Source organism: Nonomuraea sp. 10N515B, assembly GCF_052245915.1.
Taxonomy (GTDB): Bacteria; Actinomycetota; Actinomycetes; order Streptosporangiales; family Streptosporangiaceae; genus Nonomuraea.
Genome location: NZ_JBQQBQ010000024.1, coordinates 128,284 through 153,103, shown reverse-complemented (window position 1 = coordinate 153,103; position 24,820 = coordinate 128,284). Strand labels below are relative to the sequence as shown.

The following is a 24,820-nucleotide window of genomic DNA, read 5'->3' as shown; positions in this document are numbered from 1 at the left end:
GGCCCGGGCCCGGCTCGAACCCGCGCACTACGACTACTTCGCCGGCGGCGCCGGGGACGAGGTCACGGTGCGGGCCAACGAGGCCGCCTTCGCCCGGCTCGCCCTGGTGCCGCGGGTGCTGCGCGGCGCCGCGAAGCTCCAGACCGACGTCACCCTACTGGGCAGCCGCGCGGCCATGCCGGTGCTGGTGGCGCCCACCGCGTTCCACCGGCTCGCCGACCCCGAGGGCGAGCGGGCCACGGCCAGGGCGGTCGCCGCCGCCGAGACCATCATGATCGTCAGCATGGCCGCGACCGTCGCCATCGAGGACGTGGCGGCCGCGGCGCCGGGCGCCGAGCTCTGGTTCCAGCTGTACATCCAGCCCGACCTCGCCTTCACCGAGAAGATCGTGCGGCGTGCCGCGGCGGCCGGCTGCAAGGCGCTGGTCGTCACCGTGGACTCGCCCGTGCTGGGGCGGCGTGAGCGGGATCTGCGCAACCGCTTCCACGACCTGCCCGAGCACTTGTGCTGCGAGAACCTCAGAGACGGGGACCGGGTGCGGCCGATCGTCATGACCCCTGAGCTGTCGTGGGAGCACATCGACCGGCTCAGGGAGATGACGTCGCTGCCGATCGTGCTGAAGGGCATCACGCACCCGGCCGACGCCCGCCTCGCGCTCGACCACCACGCCTCGGCGATCATGGTGTCGAACCACGGCGGCCGGCAGCTCGACACCGCACCTGCCACGATCGACCTGCTGCCCGGCGTCGTCGCGGCCGTCGGCGGCGCCATGCCCGTCCTGCTGGACGGCGGCGTGCGGCGCGGCACCGACGTGCTCAAGGCCCTGGCGCTGGGCGCCGCCGCGGTCGCGGTCGGCCGGCCGGTCATCTGGGGTCTCGCGGCGGACGGACAGCGCGGGGTGTCGCGGGTGCTCGGCCTGCTCCGCGCGGAGATCGAGCACGCGCTCGTCCTGTGCGGCCGCGCGTCCATCCACGAGCTCGGCCCGGACATGGTGCGGCCATGCTGATCGCGATCGCCTTGGCGGTGGCCGTGCTGGCGAGCCTGCCGTGGTGGTTGCCCGGCCGCGTCGTCGCGCTGCGGGTGAAGGTCTTCAACCGCATCAACGGTGACGAGGACATTCCCGTGCCTGGCGATCTGGTCGGCGTCGACCGGTTCAAGGAGGTCTACTCGCACCCGATGGCCGGCGGGCGCAGCAGGGGTGCGGCGCTGTCGGACCTGTTCTGGTACTGGCTGTCGCCCGGTCCCGAGATGCACCAGGAGCACGTGGAGGCGGGCGATCGCTACGACGCCGTGGCCAGGACCACCCGCGGCCTGCTCGCGGTGCCGCGGGCCGAGGCCGAGGAGCTCGCCCGCCGCTGTGCCGCCCGCACGCTGGACGGCGTCCACGGCGAGGTGCGGCTGCGGGACCTGATGATGCCGATCTGGGCGGAGTTCTCCTACGAGCTGGTCTTCGCCGAGCCGTGCCCGCGCGAGGCCAGGGAGCTGATCGTCGGCAACGCCGACGACGTCGTCACCGCGCTCAAGTGCTGCGGCCTGCGCCACATGGAGCGCCGCCACCGCCTCACCCGCTACCTGCTCGGGCGGCTCTCCCGCGTCCGCATCCCACTGCCGGCCGATCTGTCGCCGCAAGAGCAGGCCTTCTACCTGCAGGGCACGTTCTTCAACACCGCCGTCGTGCAGCTGTCGGAGGCCATGGCCCACGTGCTGATGGTCCTCGCCCAGCACCGGGAGGTCCAGGAGCGGGCCCGGCACGCCGGCCCCCGCTACCTCGACCACGTGATCGCCGAGACCCTGCGGCTCTACCCGTTGTTCGGCATCGCGCACCGCGTCACCACCGGTGACATCGAGCTCGACGAGCACACCACGATCCCCGCCGGGTCCGTGCTCTGCTTCAACTACCCGGCCTTCCACCAGGCCGGCGTGGCGGACCCGGACCGCTTCGACCCCGGCCGTTTCGAGCAGCCGGCCAAGGAGCTCAACCACATCCCGTTCGGCGTCGCCGCCAACCGTCCCTGTCCCGCGTGGCGGCTGGCGCCGATCATGATGCGCGCCGCCACCCGGGAGGTGCTGCGCAGGTACGCCCTCGCCTCGTCCGCCGCCCACACCCGGTCCCTGCCCAACCGGGGACCGTGCCTGCTCACCCCCTTGAACACTCCCGAACCCGCCCGCCCGAGCCCGGCGGCGCTGGCCTGGATGCGCCTGCGCGACAGCTGGGAGGACGTCTGGCGCAGCCTGGTCCAGCTCGTCCTCGGCACCTACATGGTGTGGGACGCGCGCAGGCGGCGCCTGTGCGAGCGCTACTTCCTCGACCGTTGAGCGGAGAACCCCCTATGCCCCTCCTGGCCCTGGTCACGGCACCCGACCCGAACCTCGCCCTGGTGCTCAAGGTCCTGCCCGCCCTCGTCGTCATCCTGATCACCTCGGCGATCTGCGGCCGGCTGGCGCTCATGGTGATGCAGCCGCGGGTGCTCGGCGAGATGGTCGCCGGCGTGCTGCTCCCGGCGGCACGATGCTGCCGGCGTTCGGGCTGATCCTGGCCGCCGGGTTCTGCGGCAAATACTTCGGCTGCGCGCTGTCGATGCAGGAACTGGGGTTCAGCCGGCGGGAGTCGTTCGTGGCCGTGCTCACCACCGCCGCCGCCCTGCCCCTCTACAAGCTGGCGCTGCCGGATCGCCTCGAGCGGACGCTTGAACCTTTCGCGGAAAACGCCGTCCGTCCGGTCCAATCCCGAATGGCCTCGCAGGTCAGCCCCCCTGTCCCGGTTTCCGGACAGAGTGGACCTGGTAATTCCACGACCATGGTGTAAACGTGGTCTGGTGGCTGGGACATCGGGCACGGCCGACCTGCCCTCCCGTCGGCTGCTGCTGATCGAAGATGACCGCGAACTGGGGCTCATGCTGGCCGACCTGTTCACCGAGCAGGGATACACGGTCGATCTGGCCTTGGAGGGGCAGCGGGGACTGCACCTGGGCCTGAGCCGCGGCTACGACGTGCTGATCGTCGACCGCGGCCTGCCCGCCCTGGACGGGATCGACCTGCTGCGGCGGCTGCGCCGGCAGGCGGTGACCACGCCCGTGCTCGTGCTCACCGCCTTCGGCACGGTCGCCGATCGGGTCGCCGGACTCGACGCGGGCGCCGAGGACTACCTCGTCAAACCGTTCGACGTCGAGGAACTGCTGGCCCGGGTGCGGGCCCTGCACCGCAGGCACCTCGACCAGGCCGGCCTGCTGCCGCTCGGCGCGGGCTGGCTGGACTCCGAGGCGCACCTCGTACGGCTGCCGAGCGGGGAGCAGGTGACGCTGTCCGGGCAGGAATGCCGGCTGCTGCGCGCCCTGGCCACCCGGCCGCGGCAGGTGCACACCCGCCGGTCGCTGCGGCAGCGGGTCTTCGACGGCGCCCAGAAGGAATCGATCGTGGACACCTACGTGTACTACCTGCGCAACAAGCTGGGGCAGGGGGTCGTGTGCACCGTGCGCGGCGTGGGGTATCGCCTGGGTGAGCTGTGAACGGCCGGTGGCGGCCCTTCACGTCCGATCCGGGCCACGATCCGGAGCGGCGGCTGCTGGGCCGTGCGCGGCGGCGGCTCACCGTGCAGGTCGCCGGCGCGATCTCGGTCGTGCTCGCGCTGGTCGGCGTGCTCGTCCTGTGTTTCATGGCGCATCAGCAGAGCTCCTCCGCGCGGCGCGAGCTGGCCGCCGCGGCCGAGCGCGCCAACGTCGCCCAGCCGCCCCCCTGCGTGTGGTTGTACGAGCAGCGCGGCGGCACCGTACGCGCCTCGCCGGGCGCCCCGGCGGCACTGCCGGTGCACGCGGAGCTGGACCGGGTCGGCCGCGGCGGCCAGCCGCAGGTCACGCAGGCCGAGCTGGCAGGACGCACTTACCTGATCCGCACCCAGCGCCGCGGCGACGCCGTCGTCCAGGCCGCGATGGACCTGCGTTACCAGGCCGCGGAACGCAGCAGGCTGCTGCGCACGCTCGCCGCCGCCGAGATCGCCGGCCTGCTGGCCGCCGTACTCGTCGGCCAGGTCATCTCCCGCCGCGCGATCGCCCCGCTCGGCGAGGCCCTGGCCCGGCAGCGGCGCTTCGCCGCCGACGTGAGCCACGAGCTACGCACCCCGCTGACCCGGCTCAGCACCCGCGCTCAGCTGCTGGCGCGCAGGATGCGCGGCGGCACGGACCCCATCCTGCTCATCGACGAGGTGGACCAGCTGGTGACCGGCAGCAGGCAGCTCGGTGAGGTGGTCGAGGACCTGCTGCGGTCGGCCCAGCACAAGGAGCTGCGCCGGCCGTTCGGGCCGGTGGACGTGGCCGCGCTGGCGGCGGAGACGGCCGAGGCCGAGAGCGCCCGCGCCCAGGCGCGGGGTGTGAGCATCGAGGTCAGGTGCGAGGGCGCCGCCGACCACGTCGTGCGCGGCGTGGAGTCGGCGCTCCGGCGGGTGGTCTCGGCGCTGCTGGACAACGCGCTCGGCCACACGAGCCCTGGCGGCCACATCTGGGTGACGCTCTCCAGCGACGCCGACGTGGTGCGGCTGACGGTCAGGGACGACGGCGTGGGCTTCGACCCCGCCGACGCCGAGCGGCTGTTCACCCGGTTCGTGGGCGGCGGGTACGGGCTCGGGCTCGCCCTCGTCCGGGAAGTGGTGGACGGCCACCACGGCACCATCACCGCGGACGGCCGCCCCGGAGCGGGCGCCGTCTTCGTCGTCCGGCTCCCCGCGGACACCACGGGCCCGCCGCCCCGCCCCGAGCCGGAGCCCGCGCGGAGCCCGCGTAGGGATCCGCTGCCGGGGTAGCCGGAAGCGGATGCGCATCGAGGACTGGTTCCTCACCGCGGAGGAACGGGGTAACCAGGCGACCCGGCTCGAGCCCTGGTCGCCCGGCAACGACGTGCGCCCGCTCGTGCACGGCGCCACCTACTTCGCCGAGCTGAAGTCCCGCCTGGAGGCGCTGGGCAAGGATGACCTGCTGCTGTTCGCCGACTGGCGCGGCGACCCCGACGAGCGCCTCGCCCCCGACGGGCCCACCGTGGGCGCGGCGATGACGGCCGCGGCCGAACGCGGCGCCGTCGTCCGCGGCCTCATCTGGCGCTCCCACCTGGACCGGCTGCGTTTCAGCTCGGCCGAGAACCGCCACCTGGGCGAGGAGATCGAGGTCTCCGGTGGCCAGGCCCAGTTGGACACGCGCACCAAGCCGGGCGGCTCCCACCACCAGAAGTTCGTCATCCTGCGCCACGACCGCCACCCTGAACGGGACGTGGCCTTCGTCGGCGGCATCGACCTGTGCCACAGCCGCCGCGACGACGCGGGCCACACCGGCGACCCGCAGTCCGCCCCGATGCCCGCCGCGTACGGCCCCCGCCCGCCCTGGCACGACATTCAGCTCTCCATCAGCGGCCCCGCGGTGGCGCAGGCGGCGGAGGTGTTCTGCGAACGCTGGCAGGACCCGGCCCCCGAGACCCGCGATCCGCTGCGCCGCCTGCGCGACTACGTCGAACGCCTCGACGACGCCCCCGCCCTGCCCGCGCCCGGACCCCCACCGCCCCGCGCCGGCCACCACACTGTGCAGCTGCTGCGCACCTACCCGGCGCTGCGCCGCGGTTACCCGTTCGCGCCGCACGGCGAGCGCAGCATCGCCCACGCCTACCTCAAGGTGCTGGCCCGCGCCCGCTCGCTGATCTACCTGGAAGACCAGTACCTGTGGTCGACCGACGTGATCGAGCCGTTCGCGCGGGCACTGGAGCGCCAGCCGGGGCTCCGCATGATCGTCGTCGTGCCGCGCCACCCCGACCAGGACGGCTGTCTGGCCGCTCCCGCCAGCCTGATCGGCCGCGCCGACGCGGTGCGGCGGCTGAGCGCGGCCGGCGGCGACCGGGTGGCCGTCTACGACCTGGAGAACCACGCGGGCGCCCCGATCTACGTGCATGCCAAGGTGTGCGTGGTGGACGACGTGTGGGCGGAGGTCGGCTCCGACAACGTCAACCTGCGTTCCTGGACTTACGACTCCGAGCTCAGCTGCGCGGTCCTGGACGAGCATGAGGACCCCCGCCCACCCGGCGGCGCGCTGCGGTTCGCCCGCGACCTGCGTCTGACCCTCATGGCCGAGCACCTGGATCTGCCCTCGGACGAACACGACCGGTTGTGCGACCCGGTCGCCGCCTTCGAGGCGTTCGCGCGCGCCGCGTCCCGCCTCGAGGACTGGCACCGGGGCGGCCGCACAGGGCCGCGCCCGTCCGGCCGGCTGCGCCCGCACCCGGCCCCGACCCTGTCGCGGCTCCAGAGACTGCTGGCCCTGCCGATGTACCGGTTCGCCATCGACCCGGACGGCCGCCCCCAGCCGCTGCGCCACTCAGGGCGTTTCTAGCCCGCGCCCGCATCTGACACGTGCGGCGTGTGGGCACGGGACGTGGGGCGCCGCCCCGGGTCCAAGGGCTCGCACCGGCGTGCGGCCCCGGTCGGGGGGACATATCAGGACATGGGCTACTGTGCGGCGGATGAGCGGACGAGGAGTTCTCATCACCGGCGCGTCCAGAGGAATCGGGCGCGCCATCGCGGCGGCCTTCGCCGAGCAGGGCGACCGGGTCGCGATCCACCACCGGGACTCGGCCGCCGAGGCCGGCGACCTGCTCGGCGCGCTGCCCGGCCACGGCCACGCCGTCGTCCAGGCCGACCTCGCCGACCCCGAGGACGTGCGGCGCATGACAGACGCGGCGGCCGGGGCGCTCGGGCGGATCGACGTCCTGGTCAACAACGCTGGAATCTTCCTCCACCACCCCATCACCGACCTGACCTACGAGCAGTGGCAGGCCGCCTGGCGGCGCACCCTGGACGTCAACCTCGCCGGCGCCGCCAACGTCACCTGGTGCGCGCTCCAGCACATGCCCGCCGGCGGCAGGATCGTCAACGTCTCCTCGCGCGGCGCCTTCCGCGGCGAGCCCGACAGCCCCGCCTACGGCGCCAGCAAGGCCGGGCTGAACGCGTTCGGCCAGTCGCTGGCCATCGCCCTGGCGCCGCGCGGCATCGCGGTCGCCACCGTGGCGCCCGGCTTTGTCGAGACCGACATGACCAACGAGCACCTCAAGGCGCCCCGCGGCGACGCGATCCGGGCGCAGAGCCCATTCGGCAGGGTGGCGCGGCCGGAGGAGATCGCCGCCGCCGTGCTGTATCTGACCTCGCCGGCCGCTGAATGGGCGAGCGGCGCCGTCCTCGACCTGAACGGCGCCTCGTACCTGCGCTGACCTGAGAAAGCACTGATCTTCGCGGAATCCGCGGCTATTGTGGCACTCAGGGCACTACGCGAACTCGCTCAGAGGGGGACGGTGTGGCCAGAGGCTGCGGCTTGGCGCTGGCGTCGATCGCCGCCTTCAGCGCGGTCGTCGTCACCGGCATCACCCTCTACGTGTGGGTCGGCCCCCCGGATGTGGTCCTCGCCGTGCTACTCGCTCCGCTCATCCTGTGTGGCATCGTCGTCGGGCACGACGTGTCACGCCGCAGAGCGTTCGCCGCCGAGGAACGCCGACTGCTCGCCAGGGAACGGGACCATGTCAGGCGCACGGTCGATCTCGTCATGGACCCGGCGCTGACCGAGGAGGAACGCTTAGCCGTCCTCGACTGCTTCATCCCGAGGCTCGCCGAGGACCAGCCGGACGCGCCCGGACCGGAGCGGTGCGTGGTCGTGTCCGAGCTGTCCCTGCCCTCGCGGGCCCTGCTGGAACGCGCCAGGCAGGCCGTGAGCACCGTCTACTCCTCCCAGGTCATGCGCCGCCGCCTGCTGGACGGCCTGGCCAACGAGGTGCTGCTGCCCGGGCAGCTCTGGGAGATCGCGACGCTGCTGCGGACGCAGACGCACCTGCAGGAAGAGCAGCACCGGGCGAGGCAGGGCGTGGTGACGCCGGAGCTGCTGGCGGTGCTGGAGCCCCAGCAGGAGGCGCTGAACCGGTCCGTCGCCGCCGTCACCGCCAGGGTCGAGGGCCTCGAGCGGTACGCCCGCCGCGTCCAGGAGGCCGACGCCGCCCTGCGGGCCCGCGAGGCCCTGGACAACAACGACAAATACCGCGCACTGCTGGCCCACACCGACGACGCCGACGGGATGCGCGCGCTTGCCGCCCACGGCGACGCGCTGGAGGACACCCTGGCCAAGAGCGTCCGCGAGGCCATCGAGGCGGGCCAGACCCTCGCTCCCTGACCCGTACCGGTTGGGGTCAAATCATCGTGTTCTGCCCATGCCGGATCATCCGCTCATGCCTAAAGACGCGGATCGACCGGGTCAAGCGCCATCGACAACGACGAAACGCCCTGGCGACCATGAGAGGGACGGCCCTCGAAAGGAGATCTCCGCACCCCGCACGGCGAAGACCGCACATCCTGGCCACGGGAGAAGGAGACGGCATGAGCGAGAAGCACGGGCTCATGGTGCTCGGCCCGGCATTCCTGGCAGTTCTCGTTTACGGATCGCCGGCACTGGCAGAGGAGGAGCCCACCGAACCGGAATCCACGATGACGGCTGACGACGGGGAGAAGCCGTACGGCTTCAGGATCCCGCCGCGGCCGCGGGAACGGCAGGAACCGCCCTCCGCACCCATCGAGGAAACGTCCATCAAGATGAGGAAGGACGAGCGGGACGCGGTGCAGGTGGTGAACGAGTTCTGGGTGCGGGACTGGCCGAAGAACTTCACCGGTCCCTACAAACCGCCCACCGTGGTGGGCCCGTATGATCCCGCCTCCCCCGACCGGCCGACGTGCGGCGGCGAGCCGCTGGGCGCGCAGACCGCGCTCTACTGCGGCGGTGGGGCCGACTACATCGCCTGGGACAAGGACTTCATCGAAGGGATCCCGAGCGAGGAGGGGAACACGTTCCCGTATTTGGTGGTCGCCCACGAATGGGGACACGCCATCCAGCAACGCATCCCGGGACAGGTCTGGAGGGGCTACGAGCTGCAGGCGGACTGCCTGGCCGGTGCGACGCTCACCGGAGCGCACGAGGAAGGCCGGCTCGAGTGGGAGCCTCGAGATCCGGACAAGCTCTCCAGGGCTCTCACCCGCATCGCCGACAGTCATCCCTGGTCGAAGCCGGAGCATCACGGTGACGCCGAGCAGCGCGTCGCCGCCTTCGCCCTGGGCCAGGAAGGCGTCCAGGCCTGCGTTCAGGAGCCGTGAACTCCCCCACCGAATCCGTGGCGGGCGATGCGAAAGGCGCCGCATCGCCCGCCACTGCGTTGCGCACACCGGGAGGCGGCCGGGCGGACCCTGCAAGCCTTTCGCAAGTCGTCCCTCCTACGCTCGGTGCCCTCGGCGGCCACGGGAGACGAAGCCGGCCGCCGGGCTGTATCTGACGCCCATCACGACGCTCTGACTCCGTGAGCGACTTGAGGCGACGGGACCAGCGAAACGGGAGACTTCATGTCCGACTCTCCGATGACCGCGGACGACGTGCTGCGCATCGCGGCCTACAAGGACCGCAGCCCGGCGCTCGAGGCCATGGTCATCGCCTACGCCTACCACCGCGTCGCCGGCGACCTGGCCGGGCACCTCGGCAGGGACGCCAACAACTGGTACTGCTACGCCACCTGGACCTCCAAGGCGGTGGGCGAGAGCCTCGACCTCACGCCCGACTCGCCGTTCATCGAGGACTTCGGCCGCAAGCTGCGGGTGCCGCGCCGGTTCCGCCGGCTCTTCCGCGCCACGCTGCTCACCCTGCTCGGTCCCAGCTACCAGCTCGGCCTGGCGCTGGCCAACCGCGCGATCTTCCTCGAGACCGCCAGCCTCGCGGTCAACCTGTGGATCGACACGCCGGACCGGTTCCTGAAGGTGAGCCCGGAGTCGGACCTGACGCCGACGCCGCCCGAGTTCCTGACGGAGCTGCTGGAGCCGGCCGACGCCCGCTATTTGAAGGACGCGGCGCACCTGCTGCTGGAGGCCAAGGAGGCGACCGACCCGGCGGTGCGGGCCGAGCTGATGCTGGGCGCCAACATCGCGTTGTCGGCGTACGAGCAGAAACGTGCCCAGAAGGCCCTGGAACTGGTGCTCTACCGGCCGGTCCGGTGGCTGACCCGGGTGTCGTGGCGGTCGCTGCGTTCGATGATCATGCGCCGCCCGTTCCCGAGGTTCCGCCTGTACGCCGCCCGGCACGAGGACCAGCCGTGGCTGACCCGCACGCTGGAGGAGCTGTGGGCCGGGCTTTACACCCGCCACCTGTTCGCCGTGCAGACGCCGCTGAGCGACGTCAAGGTCGGCAAGCCGCTGACCGCGCCCGCGGGCGTGGACATGGCGAAGGTGTGGGCGCCGATCCAGCACGAGAAGGTGCGCAAGCTGGCGGAGGAGTTCATCACCGAGGACCAGGAGGCGTCCACGGCCGGGGTGGCCAACTGGGTGTCCTACCCCGACCGCATGCGCTTCATCGTCAGCTATTTCCGCGTCTACCAGCACGTGCGCGCCCTGTACGACGTGCCGTTCGACGACAAGGTCGCCGACGGCCTCGCCGAGGAGATGCGCCGCGGCCTGGTGCCGCAGGCCGTCAGCGAGATGTTCAAGAACGACCCCGCCCTGCCCACCGTCCGGCGCAAGGTCTACCGCTACCCGGCCGAGACGGACCCGGACGCGTACGAGATGGCGCACTTCGACTTCGAGCCGTTCCTGGAGGCGATCCCTCTTGACTCGGCGACCACGTAGTTCAGTCCAGGAAGTCCCTGGTGATCTCGCGGGCCTGGAGGAGCCCGCGTAGCTTGGCGAAGCAGCGGGCTCGGGTGGGCCCGATGCTCCCTACCGGCCTGCCCAGCCTGCGGGCCACGTCCACGTAGTGCGGCTCGGAGGTTTCCGTGAGCGCCCTGAACAGGACGCGCTGCGCGTCCGGCAGCGCCTCGACCAGCTCGTCCAGCGTGCCGGCCAGCCACGCCCTGGCCAGCTCCTTGTCCACGTCGTCCGTGCTGCCCAGCGTGTCCAGGTCCGGGGTGCAGATCTCCTTCGTCTTCTTGGTGAGCTTCAGGCACTCGCGGAAGGCGATCGTGGCCAGCCAGCCGGCCATTCGCTGTCCGTCCGTCACGCTCTTGAGGTTCTGCCAGGCCAGCAGCCAGGTGGTCTGCAGCACGTCCTGGGCGTCCTCGTGGCCGAGCCTGAAGCGGCGGATGCGCGCCTTCAGCATCGGCGTGAACTCCTCGACCAGCCGCTCCCAGGCGAATGCGTCGCCGTCCTGCGCGGCCGACACGAGCGCGCCCGTGTCGAGGCGTTCGATGGTGTCCAACTGCATGTCCGACTCCCTGCCGGTCCGGGTACTCGGGGGGTCACTTCCGGCCGGCTACCCCACAGTCCGCCGGAAGATCGGCCGGGGCTGTTTCGGGCGTGACAGTCTGAATGTGGTCCTCGTCACATTTCGTAGATCGCTTACCGGATACTGTCCGGGCGTCGATTGCGGCCTAAAGTTCTTGCATGAACGGGCGCAGCGGGGCTCCACAGGACATTCAGCCGGTCGCCGCCGTGCTGGCGGAGATCCCGCTGTTCCGCGTACTCGGAGACAGCGGCATCCAGAGCACGGCGCGGGCCGGGCTGGCGCGGAGATATCGGTCCGGGCAGATCATCTTCCATCAGGGGGACCCGGGGGAGTCTCTCTACGTGCTGCTGGACGGCCTGGTGAAGGTCGTGTTCACCACCGAGCACGGCGACGAGATCGTGCTCAACATGCTCGGCCGCGGCGACACCTTCGGGGAGATGGCGCTGCTGGACGGCTCGCCGCGCTCGGCCTCGATCGTCACCGCGCGGCCGTCGTGGGTGTTCGCGCTGCCCAGGGCCCGGCTGCTGGAGCTGATGCGGGAGCATCCGGGGCTGGCCGACGAGTTCCTGCGCATGCTCGGGCACATGGTGCGCAGGCTCACCGGCCAGGCGGCCGACCTGGCCTTCCTGGACCTGGGCGGGCGGCTGGCGAAGCTGCTGCTGCAGCTGGCCGGCAAGCACGGCACTACCGAAGGCGTGGTGGATCTGCCGGGGCTGACGCAGTCGGACCTCGCCGCGCTGATCGGCGCGACGCGGCCGGCGGTCAACCGGGCCCTGCAGTCGCTGGTGTCGAGGCGCCTCATCGCCATCGAGGGCCGGACGATCACGCTGCTGGACGTCGCCGCCCTGCGCAAGCGGGGTGGGCTCTGACCGAATCTGGAGTACGGGGACCATGAACGATCGCAATGACGCCTACGAGCGCTGGCCGGAGGAGAGGTTCCGGCAGCTCAGGAAGCAGGCCGATCCGGCCGTCGACGAGGTGGTGGCCGCCTACCTGAGCGAGCAGCCCGAGGGGAGGGGCCCGCTGGAGCTGGTGCGGGCCGTGATCGAGGAGCTGGGGCGGGCCAAGCGGGAGGCCAGGGCGCCCTCGGGGGAGCCGCCCGCCTCCCGGATCTTCGACGCGCTCGACTTCGCCAGTGATCTGCCCGACTGGGGCGACGACAAGGAGCTGCTGGCCAAGGGGCAGGCCGTGTTCGCCGACTACGGGCTCTACCAGTCGGCCGCGCTGTTCTGCAAGTGCCTGCCCATGGCGTATGTCGAGGTGTCCAGCGCCAAGGTGCTGGCCGGCGTGTCCAACCTCGCCACGCACAGCCTCACCCGCCGGGTCGCCGAGACCGGGCAGATGTTGGTCGACGTGATGGGGCTGAAGGCCACCGACAGCCTGCAGCCCGGCCGTCCGGGCCACACCACGGCGATCGGGCTGCGCATCCTGCACTCGTTCGTGCGTGCCCTGGTCGACGAGCGCTTCGGCGACACCTGGGACACCGAGCGGTTCGGGCCGCCGGTCAATCAGGAGCTCCTGCTGGCCACCATCTTCGACTTCTCCGTGGTCACGTGGGAGGCCCTGGAGAGCATGGGCGTGGTGCTGACGGACGAGCAGCGCGCCGCCCACCTCTACACCTGGAGCGTGTTCGGCCACCTCATGGGCGTGGAGGCGTGCCAGGACGGGCCGCTCACGCTCGACGACGTGGTGCCGGTCAGCGAGCGCCTGGGCCGGCTCTACGAGTCCAGCCCCGAGGGCCGCAGGCTGATGGCCAGGCTCCTGGAGGAGATGGAGGAGTTCATGCACCTGGGCTGGCGCAAGCTGCCCCGCAGCCTGGTGCACTGGGTCTTCCGCGACGCCCGATACGGCGCCGACCGGGTGCCGGAGCTGCTCGGCGTGCCGCCGGCCGCGTGGTGGTTCACCGCCCTGTTCGCGGCGGCGCGGGCCGCGCACCGGCGGCCGTGGCTGGGCCGGCAGGCGGACTCCGCGGTGCGCTGGCTGGTGCGGCGGGCCGGGCGGGACATCGTGGTCGCCCTGGTCGACCGCCACTCCGGCGGGCAGGCGCCGTTCCGCATCCCCGCGGAGCTGGCCCGCGCCTGGCGGATCAAGCAGTCGAAGACGGCCGTGAAATCCCGCGAGATCCGCCACAGTGTCCGGCACAATATCCGGCAGAAGACAGTCGGGCGGAAGGGACTGCGCGCGTGACCGCCCCGCACGAGCCAGGCACGCTCACCACGGCGACGATCCTGTTCACCGACGTGGTGAGCTCCACTGCGCTGCGGATCAGGCTCGGCGAGGAGCGGGCCAACGTCGTCTTCCGGCGCCTCTACCAGTTGCTGCACTCCGTGGTGACGGCGAGCGGCTCGACGTTCACCAAGAGCCTGGGCGACGGGCTGATGGCCGTGTTCGACTCGGCGACCGCCGGGCTCGACGCCATCATCGCGGTGGAGCAGGCGGTGGCGGACGAGAACGAGCGCGCGATGGAGAAGATCTCCATCAAGGCCGCGCTGGCCGCAGGCGATGTGTGCTGGGGGCACGACGACGTCAGCGGGCTGCCGACGGTGGAGGCGGCCCGGCTGGTCGCCATCGCCGAAGGCGGCCAGGTGCTCTGTACCGACCTGGTGCGGCGGCTGGCCCAGGGGCGCAGCCGGCACGAGTTCAAGGACCTGGGGCGGCTGCCGGGCAAGGGGCTGCGCGAGCCGCTGCACACCTACGAGCTGCGCTGGCAGAATGCCGACCACCACCAGAGCGGCGGGCTGCCCACCTGGCTGGAAAGCGGGCACGAGCTGCCGTTCGTGGGCCGGGACGAGGAGCTGCGGGCGCTGGACGGCGAGCTGGCGGCCGCCGAGTTCGGCAGCGGCCTGGTGATCCTGCAGGGCGATCCCGGGGTGGGCAAGACGCGCCTGGCCTCCATGGTGGCCAGGCAGGCGCTCAAGCGGCAGTTCACGGTGCTGGCGGGGCGGTGCACGGATCCGGCGCGGCAGGCCTACGAGCCGATCGCCGGCGCCGTGGAGCGGCTGGCCCGCACCTCGCCCGCGCTGCTCCTGCGGGCCGGGGTCGACCAGCAGTGCGGCCAGCTGGTGCGCCTGGCGCCGTCACTCGGCGCGCCGCCGATGTCGCTGCAGGTGCCGCCGGCCACCGAGCCGGTCTCGGAGCGCTACCAGCTGATGGCGGCGGCCCGCACCCTGATCGAGCGGCTGGCCACCGTGCGGCCCGTGCTGCTGGTGATCGACGACCTGCAGTGGGCGACGCTGGAGTCGCTGCAGATGCTGGGCTCCCTCATGTACGACGCCGAGGCCATGCCGCTGCTCATCCTGGCCACGTCGCGGCCGGTGCCGGTCGAGTCCGCCATGCCGGAGCTGCACAAGCTGACCGCCGACGGCCGCGTCGTGCAGGTCTCGTCATTCGGCCTCGACGAGGTCTCCGACCTGCTGTCGGAGGTCCGCTCCGGTGGCGACCCCGAGCAGCTGCACCGGATCACCGGCGGCAACGCGTTCCTGATCAGCGAGGTGGCCAGAGAGCTGGCCGCGGGCAAGGACCTGGACGCGCTGGCCGTGCCCGACTCGGTCACGAGGATGGTGCTGGCCCGGCTGGCGCAGCTGCACCCGGACGCCAGGGACCTGATCAGCCTGCTGGCGGTCGGCGAGCGCATGGAGTCGGCCGAGCTGCGGCTGGGGCTCGGCCTGGACGAGGCGCGGTTCGTGGCCGCGGTGGAGGAGGCGCTGGGCGCCGGCCTGGTCACCATGTCGGGACGCGGCACCTGCCGGTTCTCCCACGAGCTGACCAGGAACGCTCTCTACGCCACGCTCTCCCCGCCGCGTGCCGGGCTGCTGCACGGGCGGGTGGCCGACGCGTTGTGCCAGGCGGACCCGACGGCCATGGAGTCGCGACCCTACGTGGTGGCCGCGCACCTGCTGGCCGCCGCCGAGCACGGCCGCGACCCGGCCCGCGTCGGCGCGGCCGCGGAGGCGGCGGTGCGCGCGGCGCAGCACGCCTTGGCCGGGCTGGCGCACCGCGAGGCGGTCACCTGGTATCAGCGGGTCCTGGAGCTGCTCGAGGACTTCCCCGGCGCCAGCGTGGAGCGGCGCGCGGAGCTGCTGCTGGAGTGCGGCACGGCGATGTGGCTGGCCGGACATCCCGAGGCCCGGCCGACCCTGGTGGCGGCGGCGGACCTGGCCAGGGAGTGTGGCCGGGGCGATCTGATCGTCACGGCGGCGCTCGGCGGCGACCGCGGCTTCACCAGCATCTCGGCCGCCCCCGACGAGCAGCGCATCGCGTTGCTGACCGAGGCCAGGCGGCTGGTCGACTCCACCGACGTGAGCACCAGGGCGCTGCTGGCGGCCCATCTCGCCTCGGAGCTGATCTGGGCGCCCGACGGGGAGCGCCGCTTCGCGCTGAGCGACGAGGCCGTGGCGCTGGCCCGCAAGTCCGGCGACGCGCGCACGCTGGCCCTGGTGCTGTGCCTGCGCAGCCTCACCATCATCCCCGCCGATCCGCTGCACCAGCGCCACCGCGACGGCGACGAGATGCTGCAGGCGGCCCGCAGGACCGGCGACGACCTGGTGTTGTTCCACGGTTACATGCAGCGGACGCCTCCCGTCCTGGACAGCGGCGACGCGGCCCGCGCCGCCGCGCTGCTGGACCAGGCCGACGAGCTGGCGCACCGGCTGGCGCAGCCCTACCTCCACTGGCTGGTCGGCTACTCCAAGAGCGGGCTGACTCTCATGCAGGGCGATCTGGCGCAGGCGGAGGCGGAGGCGACGGCGGCCATGCGGCTCGGCTCGGAGATCGGCCGCCGCCTGGAGGCCGTGGCGATCTACTCCGAGCAGATCGCCGAGATCCGGCGGCTCCAGGGACGGTTGTGGGAGTTGCGTGACCGGCTGCGCCGCGCCGCCCAGGCGCCCCGCGTGGACCCCGTGCACGCGGTGCTGCGCTATCTCTGCGAGATGGGTGACGAGGAAGCAGGCCCGCTGCTCGATCGCATCCTGGCCGACCAGGGCGCGGTGCCGCCGCGCACCATGGGGCACCGGCCCGCCCTGGACAACCTGGCCGTGGCCGCCTCCCGGCTCGGGCGGGCGGACCTGGCCGCGCAGCTCTACGGCTCGCTGGCCGCCGAGGGCGAGACGTTCGGCCACAGCACGGTGGCGCACCACTGCGGGCACCACTACCTGGCTCACCTGTGCGTGACGATGGGCGACCTGCCGCGGGCCGCGGAGCACTTCGAGGCCGCCGCGGAGGTGCACGAGCGGAGGGAGGTGCCGCTCATGCTCGCCGAGTCCCTGCTGGACTGGGCGGACCTGCTGGACGCAGGCCAGGTGAGCGGCCCCAAACCGGCGGACCTGCGCGAATGGTGTGCCTCCCTGCTGTCCGGCCGCGGCGCCCTCCTCCTGGAGCGCCGCCTGCGCTGACCTCATCCGCGGGTCATTCCTTCACCACGATCTTGCTGAGCACCACGAACCCGCCGAGCGCCCCCGCGGTGCCGGCGGCGGTCGTGGTGGTGAGGTTGACCACGAGATCATAGGTACCGGGGGCGAGCTGACCGCGCATCGGGATGGAGGCCGTATATCGGCCCGACCCCGGTGTGAAGGTCATCTCCACGGGGGGCGCAGGATGCCTCGACTCGCCACCGCCCAGCAGATCGGCGATGATCTCCACTTGCCAGCAGCCGGCCAGCCAGTCGACGAGCTCGCCGGTGACCTCCCAGCTCACGTCCACGGTCCACCCCTCGCCGCGCCGCACGACGGTCGTGGGCTGCGCGCCCGGATCGACAACCTGGCCGTGGAGAGCACCGGCCAGCTGCTCGGCCGGTACCTTCATCACCTGGAAATCTCCGGTTGCCATCTGTTCTCCCTTCAGTGAGGACCGTGTCCCCGTGTGAAGGAGCAGAGAGCCGGCACCGGCGGTCAGATACGCGTCCTTCGGCGAGATGTCAGGACTGGCGCAGGCGCACGACATCGCGGTCGAGCCCGCCGACGCCGCCCACGCCGAGCAACTGCGTCGTCCGGACGAGCTCGGCGTGCAGCAGGTCGAGCACCCGCGTCACCCCCGCCTCGCCACCGGCCATCAGCCCGTACAGGTAGGCCCTGCCGATGAAGCACGCCCGCGCGCCCAGGGCGACCGCGGCGGCCACATCGGCCCCGCTGCGGACGCCGCCGTCCAGGAAGACCTCCGTGCGGTCCCCGACGGCGTCCACCACCTCGGGGAGCAGCTCCAGCGGCGTGGGGGAGCGGTCGAGCTGCCGCCCGCCGTGGTTGGACACCACCAGGCCGTCCACCCCGACGGCGGCCAGGTCTTTGGCGTCGTCCACCCGCTGCACGCCCTTGACCAGCAGCTGCCCCTGCCACGCCGACCTGATCCACTCCAGGTCCTTGATCGTCACGGACGGGTCGAACATCACATTTGTGATCCCGGCCAGGTCGTCAGGCGCGCCGTCCACTGTGGCGAACCTGAGCGGCTCGCTGGTGACGAAGTCGAACCACCACGCCGGCCGCCGCAGCGCCTGCAGCACACTGCGCCAGCGCAGCGACGGCGGGACCGTCAGCCCGTGCCGCACGTCACGCAGCCGCGCCCCGGCCACCGGCACGTCCACGGTCACCACCAGCACGTCCATGCCCGCGTCCCTGGCCAGGGACAACGTCTCCAGAGTGCGGGCGCGCTCACGCACGACGTAGAGCTGGAACCAGTTCCACCCGCCGGGCGCCGCGGCCGCCACGTCCTGGGCGGTCGTGGTACCCATGGTGGACAGCGTGTACGGCACTCCGGCCCGCTCCGCCGCCCTGGCCACGGCCCGTTCGCCCGCCCGGTGCATCATTCTGGTGAACCCGGTGGGCCCGAGCACGACCGGCATCGCGATCCGCCGGCCCAGGATCTCGACCGCCGTCGGGGCCTCGGCGACGTCCCGCAGCACCCGCGGGCGGAACTCCACCCGCCCGAACGCCTCCACCGCCCTGGCCATCGACCGCTCACCCTCGGCGGCGCCGTCGACGTAGTCGAACACCATCCGGGGCGCCCGCTTCATGGCCAGCCGTCGCAGATCCTCGACGTCGGCGGCGTCCGCCACCCGCCGCGCCCCGCCCAGCCGCGGCCAGCCGGGCAGAACGGTCCGCAGCTCCCGCCACCGGGGCAGGCGCCGTGGTTCCTGCGGTGCCGTGTCGATGCCCAGGACGCTACCAAAGTACGGTGGAGTGGTGATCGACGCCCCGCTCCCCACACGCCGGGTTCGCGGCACCGCCGACTCACGATCATGCGTGGGGCCGCAGCCGGGTCAGACCGATCGAAGGCGGTGCGGTGGCGGTGAGTGACGCGGCAGGCCGGATGGGGGAGCCGGGAGCGGTCGCCGGGAGGCGGGATGGACGCGGCCGCCGGTGGGAGGCACTGGCTCAGCGGTGGGAGGCGCTCGCGGGGGACTCACCGGCTGCGCAGGCCCTCGGCGCCGAGCTGATCGCCCGGTGGGCCGAGCTGCATCGCCGCTACCACGACCTCGCCCACCTGACCGCCGTGCTCGACGCCGTCGGCGAGCTGGCGGGAGAGGCCGAGGACCCGGCGGCGGTGCGCCTGGCCGCCTGGTTTCACGACGCGGTCTACGACGGCAGGCCGGGCTGGGACGAGGAACGCAGCGCCCAGCTGGCCCAGTCGCGGCTGCCCAGGTGCGGCGTGCCCGCGGCCCGGATCGGCGAGACCGCCAGGCTGGTACGCCTCACCGCCGCCCACGACACCCTGACCGACGGCGACGCCAACGGCGCGGTCCTGTGCGACGCGGACCTGGCCGTCCTGGGCCGCCCCGGGTACGACGCCTACGCGGCCACCATCCGCCAGGAGTACGCCCACGTGCCCGACGACCTGTTCAGGGCAGGCCGCGCCGAGGTGCTGCGCCGCCTGCTGGCCGCGCCCCGCCTCTACCGCACCGCCCAGGCGGCAGGCCTGTGGGAGGAACGCGCCCGCGCCAACATGACGGCCGAACTGGCCAGGCTCACGGCGGGTTCAGCGGGGTGAGTGGCGTTTGCGGCGGCGCAGGCCCGCGGCGATCAGCCGCCGTAACAGCTCGCGCGAGCTGACCGCCTCGGCCCCCAGCGACACCGCCCGCGCGTGCACGGTCTCCGGCACGTCGTAGTGATCCCGGTCGAACGCCCGCGCCGGCACCCCCAGCCGTGCCGCGAAGTCGTGCAGCTCCTCCAGCGAGCGGTCGCTGACCAGGTGCGACCACATCAGGCCGCGCGGCCCCGGCCAGTGGGGAGGGTCGATGAGAACGGTCACGTCGTCAAGGGTAGGACCCTGCCGCGCACCTCGATCTCGCCCAGCCCGGTCACCACGACTTCGGCTCCGCGATCATGCGGCTCGCCCGGGCCGCCGCCTTCCCCGGCCACCCCCACCACCAGCCCGAACCCGCCCTTCCCTCCCGTTCGATCCCGGGCAGCGCCGCGGCCACCACCGCGATCTTGTCCGCGGGCAGGTCGAGTCGGCGCGCCGCCTCCAGGAACAGGGCGGGCTCCGGCATGCCGGGCAGGTTCATCAGGGCCGCGTCGTTCCCGTCGATCAGGACGTCGAACAGATGGGACAGGCCCGCCGAGTTCACCAGCTTGCGCCCGTGCAGGCTGGGGGACACGGCCCCGGTACGGGCGCCCCGCCGCCGCAGCTCGTGCAGCAGGGCGACCGTGGCCGGGAACGCGGCGACGCCGTACTTGTCCACCTGTGCGACGAAGATCTGATCCTTGGCCAGCCCCAGCCCGTGCACGGTGGGCGCGCCGGGCTCGTCGTCCGGCGACCCCTCGGGCAGCGTGATGCCGCGCGAGGCCAGGAACGTGCGGATGCCGTCCAGCCGCGGCCGCCCGTCCACATGGCGCAGGTAGTCGTCGCGGATGTCGAACGGTCCGGAGCGGCCGCGCAGGAACGCGTCGAAGACGTGCTTCCAGGCGGCCGCGTGCCCCCGCGCGGTATCGGTGACCACCCCGTCGGTGTCGAACACGACGGCGCTGATCCTCGCCAGGTCGATGACAAGCTCGCTCACAGTGCGAACGTAACCGCTCTACCAGGCGACGGGTAGCTCCTTGACGCCGTAGACGATGGCGAGCTCCCTGAACGGCACCTCGCCCTCGATCCGCAGCGTCGGGAACCGGCGCAGCAGGGCGCGGAAGGCGATGCGCATCTCCATCTGCGCCAGCGGCGCGCCGACGCAGCGGTGGATGCCGTGGCCGAACGCCAGGTGCGAGACGTCCCGGCCGGGCCGGATCTCGTCGATGTCCTCGCCCAGGGCCGGGTCGCGGTTGGCGCCGATCAGCGAGCACAGCACCAGCTCGCCCTTCTTGATCGTTACCCCGTGCAGCTCCAGGTCGTCGCGGGCGAAGCGGGGGAAGGCCACCTGCACGACCGACATGTAGCGCAGCAGCTCCTCGACCACGTCGTTGACGTAGCCGTCGACCTCGCGCACCTTCGCGGCCTGCTCCGGGTTCTGCAGCAGCCACAGCGTGCCCAGCGCGAGCATGCTGGTGCTGGTGTCGTGCCCGCCGGTCAGCAGGCCGTCGGCCATGCTGGCCAGCGTGCGGTCGTCCAGCTCGTCGCCGTGGTCGCGCAGGAGCTGCCCCAGCAGGCCCTCGCCGGGGTTCTGCCGCTCCCTGGCGACCAGCTCCGTCAGGTACGTCATCGCGTCGTTGATCGCCTGCAACGACGCCTCGGGCCCGGCCGTGAAGTCGAAGCGGTCCTTGCTGATCTTGACGAACCCGGCGCGCTCGTCATACGGCACGCCCAGCAGCTCGCACACCACCAGCGACGGGATCGGCAGCGCGAACTCCTCGAACAGGTCCACCGGCATGCTCTCGGCGCCCTTGGCCTCGATGCGGTCCAGCGCCTCCTCGACCATGGCCTCGATGCGCGGCTCCATCCTCCGCAGGCGCCGCATGGTGAACTCGGGGGTCAGGAACTTGCGCAGGCGGGTGTGCTCGGGCGGGTCGCGGAAGCCGAGGCCGCCCGGGTCCTCCTGGTTGGAGCCGAGACCGATGACGCCCGCGAAGTCGTTGCTGAAGCGCTCGTGATCGCCGAGCACGGCGCGGACGTCCTCCCAGCGGGTGACGAGGTAAACCGTCTGATCGCCGGGGATCTCCATCGGGTAGACCGGGTGCTCGGCCCGGATGCGTCCGAGCTCGTCCACCGGGTCCAAGCCGTCGCGCATGAACTGGACGAGCGGGAACTCATTGTCTGACATCGATATCCGTCCTGCTGGGATACATCGCACGATCTTGGGATAAATCCCTCGATCGATGGTCCCATCCAGAAGAGCGTTCGGTGCCCTCCGAAAGGACGAATTTTTATCTCAGACCTGCGACGATCACCGCCTCGTCAGCCGCCGTGCCCTCACCCCGACGGCCGGCAGGGCAACGCGACACACCGGTGATGGTGGGAATCAGGAGCAAACTGAGGAAGCAGCTTGCGTTTGGCGTACAAGATGGCGACATTCTGCGATGATCTCGTCGCATAGAGCCGGAGCCACAGCCATCACGGATAGTGACAGATGCCGACATTCGAGGAAATAGCAGGCTTCGTCAGCGAGAAGCCGCTCGCCACCGCTGTCATCGCGCTGCTCGGCCTGGCCGGGCTGGCGCTCGCGTTCCTGGTGATCAGGGTCGCGTGGAAAGCCACAGCCTGGCTGCTCGCCAGATACGTCGCCCCGCGTCCGGTCGAGGACGTGCTGACCATCATGGCCGCCTCCATCGCCACGGGCGTGTCCGCGCAGGGTATGTGGCGCTTCTCACAGGATGTGCTGGGGCTGGACGGGCCGCTCAGGTTACTACTGTTCGCGTTCATTGAGATCGCGATCATCACGAGCGCCGTCCGCGCCCGCCGCAACATGCGCGAGAACTTCTCCGCCGGCATCGACGGCATCGCCGTGTGGGCGCTGACCTGCCTGACCGCGGTGTTGTCCAGCATGGACGCGCGAAGCCTGCCCGAGGCCGTGTTCCGGCTGGCCGCCCCGCTGGTGGCGGCCTGGCTGTGGGAGCGCGGCATGGCCATCGAACGCCACCGCATCCGCGGCACCGGCCGCATCAACTGGCGCCTCACGCCCGAGCGGGCGCTGGTCAGGCTCGGGCTGGCCGAGGTCAGCGACCGTACGACCAGCGAGGTCGACGCGCATCGCAGGCTCACCCGGGTCGCGCTGGCCGCCAAGCGGGCCAAGGCGCTGCGCGAGGGCGGGGCTTCCGACCGCAAGATGCGCCACGCGCTGGCCAAACTCGACAAGGCCATGGACCAGGCCGTCGAGCACACCGGCCTGGCCGTGGACCCGGCCCGGCAGGAGGCGCTGCTGGCCCAGATCGCCGCGCTCTACAACACCTCCGCGCTCATCGACGCCGACCCCCGCGTGCCCTGGGAGCCCGAGGCCGACCACCACCCGGTTCCCGCCCGCCCGGCGCTGCCGCCCGCACTGGCCGCGCTCGTCAACGACGAGGACGAGGACGTCGAGGTGCTCGACACCACTCCGCAGGTCGTCTCCACCGCCGAGCGGGCCGCGCAGATCCGGGCCGCCCGCGAGTTCTGGGACCGGCAGATCGCCAAAGGCATCGTGCCGCGTACCGTGGACATCGCTCAGGAGATCGGGATCTCGCTGGCCACGGCGCGCGAGTATCGTGCCCTATGGAAGCTGGAGCCGCAGGCGCACGCCATCATCGAGGCGCTGTACCAGCAGCACGGCATCGTGGACACCGGCGCCTTCCCCGTGCTCGGAGCCGACGGGAGGGTGCTGACCAAGCACTGAGGGCACCGGGGGAGCACACGCTTGCGGGAGCGCACACTCGATCGCGTCAGGAAACTCCTGGCCAAGGCCGAACGCACCGACAACGACCACGAGCGGGCCACGTTCATGGCGGCGGCTTCGGCGCTCATGGCCAAGCACGGCATCGACGCGCTCCCGCCCGTCGGCACGCGGCAGGTGCCCGGCGACCGGATCGTCACCCTGCCGGCTCCGTGGGCCGGGGAGAAGGCCCGCCTCGTGAGCCTGGTGGCGCAGGCGGTGCGCTGCCGGCCGCTGCTCATCGGGCGGGGGGACGGCGGGCAGCGGGTGCACGTGTTCGGGTTCGCCGCCGACCTGGAGCGCGCCGACCTGCTGGCGACGTCGCTGCTGCTGCAGATGGCCTCCGGGCTGGCGCGCGTACGGGTCCCCGAGGACGTCACGGCCGTGCGGGCGTACCGGCGGTCGTGGCTGCTGGGATTCACCGACGAGGTCTACCGGCTGCTGTGCGCGGCCGAGTCGCGGGCCGAGGCCGACGCCGCCGGCACGGGCACCGAGCTCGTGCTGGCCGATCGGCGTGGCGAGGTGGAGCGGGCGGTCGCGGCCCACTACCCGCATATCAGGATGAGCGTGCCCCGCACCAGTGGCTCCGGGTACCGCGCCGGCGTGGCCGCCGGTCGCCGCGCCGACCTCGGCCGCACTGGGATGACCGACGCCGCGGCGCGTGAGCTGAGCCGGTAAGCCCTTTCCGGAGCTCCGTTTGGGCCGGCGGGGATGGGGCATAAGCGCGCACACGGAACGCCTCACGATGAGGATAGGCATCCCGTGAACGCATCCCCCCGCCTCATCATCGCCGACGACCTTCGCGACCTCGCCCGTGATCTCCTGGTCGCGGCCGGCGCGCCTGCCGGCACCGCGGTGACGGTCGCCGCGTCCCTGGTCGAGGCCGACCTCGCCGGGCACGGCTCGCACGGCGTGCGGCGGCTGACGCCTTACCTCGAAGGGATCGAGGCGGGCGTGATCGTGCCCGACGCCCGCCCCGAGGTGGTCTCGCGCCGCGGCGCCACCGCGGTCGTCTCGGGACGGCGCGGCTTCGGGCAGGCCGCCGCCTGGCTGGCCGCCGGCGAGGCGGCGCGGCTGGCCCGCGAGCACGGCACGGGCGTCGTCGCGATCAGGGAGTGCAACCACGTCGGCAGGCTCGGCGAGTACGCCGAGTCGCTGGCCGCACGGGGCCTGATCGCGCAGGTCGTCGGCAACGCCGACCCCACCGTCGCCCCGTACGGCGGGCGCCGCAGGATGCTCGGCACCAACCCCATGGCCTGGGCCGTGCCCCGGGCCGGCGGCGCGGCCGTGGTCATGGACTGGGCCACCGCCGCCATGGCCGAGGGCAAGCTGGGCCTGCTGCGCGGGACCGGCTCGCCGGCCCCGGAAGGGGTGCTCGTGGACCCCGGCGGCCGTCCCTCCACCGACCCGGACGACTTCTACCGGGGCGGGGCGCTGCTGCCGTTCGGCGGCCACAAGGGGTACGGGCTGAGCGTCCTCATCGAGCTGGTCGGCGGCCTGCTCACGGGCACCGGCACCGCCTGCTCGCCGGAGTATGACGGCACGTTCGGCACGGTGATCAGCGCGGTCGACATCGCCGCCTTCGTCCCTCTGGAGAGCTACATCACCCAGGTCGAGACCTTCTGCGAGGCCCTGCGTGCCTCCGGCCCCGGCGTGGTCGTGCCGGGCGAGCCCGAGGCCGAGGCACGTACGGCGCGGCTGAAGGAGGGGATCCCGGTGCCCGCCCCGGTGTGGGCGGAGCTGGCGGCGCTCGCCTCGCGGCTCGGCGTTCCGTAGGCGCAAACCCCGCGGCCTATGGAGGGCC

The 24,820-nt window shown here is 72.3% G+C and carries 24 protein-coding genes; 18 read left to right on the top strand and 6 right to left on the bottom strand.

Features of this window, described 5'->3' with window-relative positions; translation table 11 throughout:
- From ACTWQA_RS31665 to ACTWQA_RS31615, 11 genes are all read left to right on the top strand, one after another.
- A partial coding sequence (locus tag ACTWQA_RS31665) for an alpha-hydroxy acid oxidase (RefSeq protein ID WP_443162677.1) occupies positions 1–1,006 on the top strand: 1,006 nt, incomplete at its 5' end.
- Positions 1,000–2,316 carry a cytochrome P450 gene (locus ACTWQA_RS31660; RefSeq protein WP_443162676.1) on the top strand — a complete coding sequence of 439 codons (1,317 nt, stop codon included), beginning with the start codon at positions 1,000–1,002 and terminating at the stop codon, positions 2,314–2,316. The genes ACTWQA_RS31665 and ACTWQA_RS31660, both read left to right, overlap by 7 nt.
- Positions 2,317–2,330: 14 nt before the next feature.
- On the top strand, positions 2,331–2,531 hold the full coding sequence (locus tag ACTWQA_RS31655) for a hypothetical protein (protein ID WP_443162675.1): 201 nt from the start codon (positions 2,331–2,333) through the stop codon (positions 2,529–2,531).
- Positions 2,510–2,806: a hypothetical protein gene (locus ACTWQA_RS31650; protein ID WP_443162674.1), complete on the top strand. Its 297-nt coding sequence runs from the start codon at positions 2,510–2,512 to the stop codon at positions 2,804–2,806. The genes ACTWQA_RS31655 and ACTWQA_RS31650 overlap by 22 nt, the downstream gene beginning before the upstream one ends.
- A gap of 10 nt (positions 2,807–2,816) precedes the next feature.
- Positions 2,817–3,506: a response regulator transcription factor gene (locus ACTWQA_RS31645; protein WP_443162673.1), complete on the top strand. Its 690-nt coding sequence runs from the start codon at positions 2,817–2,819 to the stop codon at positions 3,504–3,506.
- Positions 3,503–4,792, top strand: a complete 1,290-nt coding sequence (locus tag ACTWQA_RS31640) for a sensor histidine kinase (RefSeq protein ID WP_443162672.1) — start codon at positions 3,503–3,505, stop codon at positions 4,790–4,792. The genes ACTWQA_RS31645 and ACTWQA_RS31640 overlap by 4 nt, the downstream gene beginning before the upstream one ends.
- 10 nt (positions 4,793–4,802) lie before the next feature.
- Positions 4,803–6,359 (top strand): phospholipase D family protein, encoded by a 1,557-nt coding sequence (locus ACTWQA_RS31635; protein WP_443162671.1) that lies wholly within the window; start codon positions 4,803–4,805, stop codon positions 6,357–6,359.
- Positions 6,360–6,489: 130 nt separating this feature from the next.
- On the top strand, positions 6,490–7,233 hold the full coding sequence (locus ACTWQA_RS31630) for an SDR family NAD(P)-dependent oxidoreductase (RefSeq protein WP_443162670.1): 744 nt from the start codon (positions 6,490–6,492) through the stop codon (positions 7,231–7,233).
- Between the two features lie 83 nt (positions 7,234–7,316).
- Positions 7,317–8,180 carry a hypothetical protein gene (locus ACTWQA_RS31625; protein ID WP_443162669.1) on the top strand — a complete coding sequence of 288 codons (864 nt, stop codon included), beginning with the start codon at positions 7,317–7,319 and terminating at the stop codon, positions 8,178–8,180.
- A 203-nt stretch (positions 8,181–8,383) separates the two neighbouring features.
- A complete protein-coding gene (locus ACTWQA_RS31620) occupies positions 8,384–9,151 on the top strand; it encodes a neutral zinc metallopeptidase (RefSeq protein ID WP_443162668.1) in 768 nt (255 codons plus the stop codon).
- 243 nt (positions 9,152–9,394) lie between these two features.
- A complete protein-coding gene (locus ACTWQA_RS31615; protein ID WP_443162667.1) occupies positions 9,395–10,663 on the top strand; it encodes a hypothetical protein in 1,269 nt (422 codons plus the stop codon).
- Position 10,664: 1 nt separating this feature from the next.
- Here the strand turns inward: ACTWQA_RS31615 and ACTWQA_RS31610 are convergent, their stop codons facing one another.
- The gene (locus ACTWQA_RS31610) at positions 10,665–11,237 is read right to left on the bottom strand and encodes an RNA polymerase sigma factor (protein ID WP_305921635.1); all 573 of its coding nucleotides are present in this window, start codon (positions 11,235–11,237) and stop codon (positions 10,665–10,667) included.
- Positions 11,238–11,416: 179 nt separating this feature from the next.
- Here ACTWQA_RS31610 and ACTWQA_RS31605 point away from each other — a divergent pair, with 179 nt between their 5' ends.
- The 3 genes from ACTWQA_RS31605 to ACTWQA_RS31595 are packed head-to-tail and all read left to right on the top strand — an operon-like array spanning position 11,417 to position 16,648.
- A complete protein-coding gene (locus ACTWQA_RS31605; RefSeq protein WP_327580693.1) occupies positions 11,417–12,127 on the top strand; it encodes a Crp/Fnr family transcriptional regulator in 711 nt (236 codons plus the stop codon).
- Between the two features lie 22 nt (positions 12,128–12,149).
- Complete coding sequence (locus ACTWQA_RS31600) at positions 12,150–13,445, top strand: oxygenase MpaB family protein (RefSeq protein ID WP_443162666.1); 1,296 nt, start codon at positions 12,150–12,152, stop codon at positions 13,443–13,445.
- Positions 13,442–16,648 (top strand): ATP-binding protein, encoded by a 3,207-nt coding sequence (locus ACTWQA_RS31595; RefSeq protein WP_443162665.1) that lies wholly within the window; start codon positions 13,442–13,444, stop codon positions 16,646–16,648. Before ACTWQA_RS31600 ends, ACTWQA_RS31595 begins: the two co-directional genes overlap by 4 nt.
- A 13-nt stretch (positions 16,649–16,661) precedes the next feature.
- Here the strand turns inward: ACTWQA_RS31595 and ACTWQA_RS31590 are convergent, their stop codons facing one another.
- Positions 16,662–17,081 (bottom strand): hypothetical protein, encoded by a 420-nt coding sequence (locus tag ACTWQA_RS31590; RefSeq protein ID WP_443162664.1) that lies wholly within the window; start codon positions 17,079–17,081, stop codon positions 16,662–16,664.
- An 88-nt stretch (positions 17,082–17,169) separates the two neighbouring features.
- Positions 17,170–18,468: an alpha-hydroxy acid oxidase gene (locus tag ACTWQA_RS31585; RefSeq protein ID WP_443162663.1), complete on the bottom strand. Its 1,299-nt coding sequence runs from the start codon at positions 18,466–18,468 to the stop codon at positions 17,170–17,172.
- Positions 18,469–18,554: 86 nt separating this feature from the next.
- Here ACTWQA_RS31585 and ACTWQA_RS31580 point away from each other — a divergent pair, with 86 nt between their 5' ends.
- A complete protein-coding gene (locus ACTWQA_RS31580; RefSeq protein ID WP_443162682.1) occupies positions 18,555–19,232 on the top strand; it encodes an HD domain-containing protein in 678 nt (225 codons plus the stop codon).
- Here ACTWQA_RS31580 and ACTWQA_RS31575 read toward each other — a convergent pair.
- The 3 genes from ACTWQA_RS31575 to ACTWQA_RS31565 are packed head-to-tail and all read right to left on the bottom strand — an operon-like array spanning position 19,221 to position 21,435.
- A complete protein-coding gene (locus ACTWQA_RS31575) occupies positions 19,221–19,493 on the bottom strand; it encodes a DUF4031 domain-containing protein (RefSeq protein WP_305921642.1) in 273 nt (90 codons plus the stop codon). The genes ACTWQA_RS31580 and ACTWQA_RS31575 overlap by 12 nt on opposite strands.
- Before the next feature lie 49 nt (positions 19,494–19,542).
- Positions 19,543–20,244 carry an HAD family hydrolase gene (locus ACTWQA_RS31570; RefSeq protein ID WP_443162662.1) on the bottom strand — a complete coding sequence of 234 codons (702 nt, stop codon included), beginning with the start codon at positions 20,242–20,244 and terminating at the stop codon, positions 19,543–19,545.
- Between the two features lie 18 nt (positions 20,245–20,262).
- Positions 20,263–21,435 (bottom strand): cytochrome P450, encoded by a 1,173-nt coding sequence (locus tag ACTWQA_RS31565; protein ID WP_443162661.1) that lies wholly within the window; start codon positions 21,433–21,435, stop codon positions 20,263–20,265.
- A 306-nt stretch (positions 21,436–21,741) separates the two neighbouring features.
- Here ACTWQA_RS31565 and ACTWQA_RS31560 point away from each other — a divergent pair, with 306 nt between their 5' ends.
- From ACTWQA_RS31560 to ACTWQA_RS31550, 3 genes are all read left to right on the top strand, one after another.
- Positions 21,742–22,980 (top strand): hypothetical protein, encoded by a 1,239-nt coding sequence (locus tag ACTWQA_RS31560; RefSeq protein ID WP_443162660.1) that lies wholly within the window; start codon positions 21,742–21,744, stop codon positions 22,978–22,980.
- 21 nt (positions 22,981–23,001) lie between these two features.
- Positions 23,002–23,694 carry a DUF2786 domain-containing protein gene (locus ACTWQA_RS31555; protein WP_443162659.1) on the top strand — a complete coding sequence of 231 codons (693 nt, stop codon included), beginning with the start codon at positions 23,002–23,004 and terminating at the stop codon, positions 23,692–23,694.
- Between the two features lie 84 nt (positions 23,695–23,778).
- The gene (locus tag ACTWQA_RS31550) at positions 23,779–24,792 is read left to right on the top strand and encodes an Ldh family oxidoreductase (RefSeq protein WP_443162658.1); all 1,014 of its coding nucleotides are present in this window, start codon (positions 23,779–23,781) and stop codon (positions 24,790–24,792) included.
- The last annotated feature ends 28 nt before the right edge of the window (positions 24,793–24,820 follow it).

Bases quoted from the DNA above. Each gene is read 5' to 3' on its own strand.
- ACTWQA_RS31590 (WP_443162664.1), bottom strand. From the start codon at position 17,081: ATGGCAACCGGAGATTTCCAGGTGATGAAGGTACCGGCCGAGCAGCTG.
- ACTWQA_RS31580 (WP_443162682.1), top strand. From the start codon at position 18,555: ATGGGGGAGCCGGGAGCGGTCGCCGGGAGGCGGGATGGACGCGGCCGC.
- ACTWQA_RS31660 (WP_443162676.1), top strand. From the start codon at position 1,000: ATGCTGATCGCGATCGCCTTGGCGGTGGCCGTGCTGGCGAGCCTGCCG.
- ACTWQA_RS31600 (WP_443162666.1), top strand. From the start codon at position 12,150: ATGAACGATCGCAATGACGCCTACGAGCGCTGGCCGGAGGAGAGGTTC.
- ACTWQA_RS31615 (WP_443162667.1), top strand. From the start codon at position 9,395: ATGTCCGACTCTCCGATGACCGCGGACGACGTGCTGCGCATCGCGGCC.
- ACTWQA_RS31650 (WP_443162674.1), top strand. From the start codon at position 2,510: ATGCTGCCGGCGTTCGGGCTGATCCTGGCCGCCGGGTTCTGCGGCAAA.
- ACTWQA_RS31560 (WP_443162660.1), top strand. From the start codon at position 21,742: ATGCCGACATTCGAGGAAATAGCAGGCTTCGTCAGCGAGAAGCCGCTC.
- ACTWQA_RS31630 (WP_443162670.1), top strand. From the start codon at position 6,490: ATGAGCGGACGAGGAGTTCTCATCACCGGCGCGTCCAGAGGAATCGGG.
- ACTWQA_RS31655 (WP_443162675.1), top strand. From the start codon at position 2,331: ATGCCCCTCCTGGCCCTGGTCACGGCACCCGACCCGAACCTCGCCCTG.
- ACTWQA_RS31610 (WP_305921635.1), bottom strand. From the start codon at position 11,237: ATGCAGTTGGACACCATCGAACGCCTCGACACGGGCGCGCTCGTGTCG.
- ACTWQA_RS31635 (WP_443162671.1), top strand. From the start codon at position 4,803: ATGCGCATCGAGGACTGGTTCCTCACCGCGGAGGAACGGGGTAACCAG.
- ACTWQA_RS31620 (WP_443162668.1), top strand. From the start codon at position 8,384: ATGAGCGAGAAGCACGGGCTCATGGTGCTCGGCCCGGCATTCCTGGCA.
- ACTWQA_RS31605 (WP_327580693.1), top strand. From the start codon at position 11,417: ATGAACGGGCGCAGCGGGGCTCCACAGGACATTCAGCCGGTCGCCGCC.
- ACTWQA_RS31565 (WP_443162661.1), bottom strand. From the start codon at position 21,435: ATGTCAGACAATGAGTTCCCGCTCGTCCAGTTCATGCGCGACGGCTTG.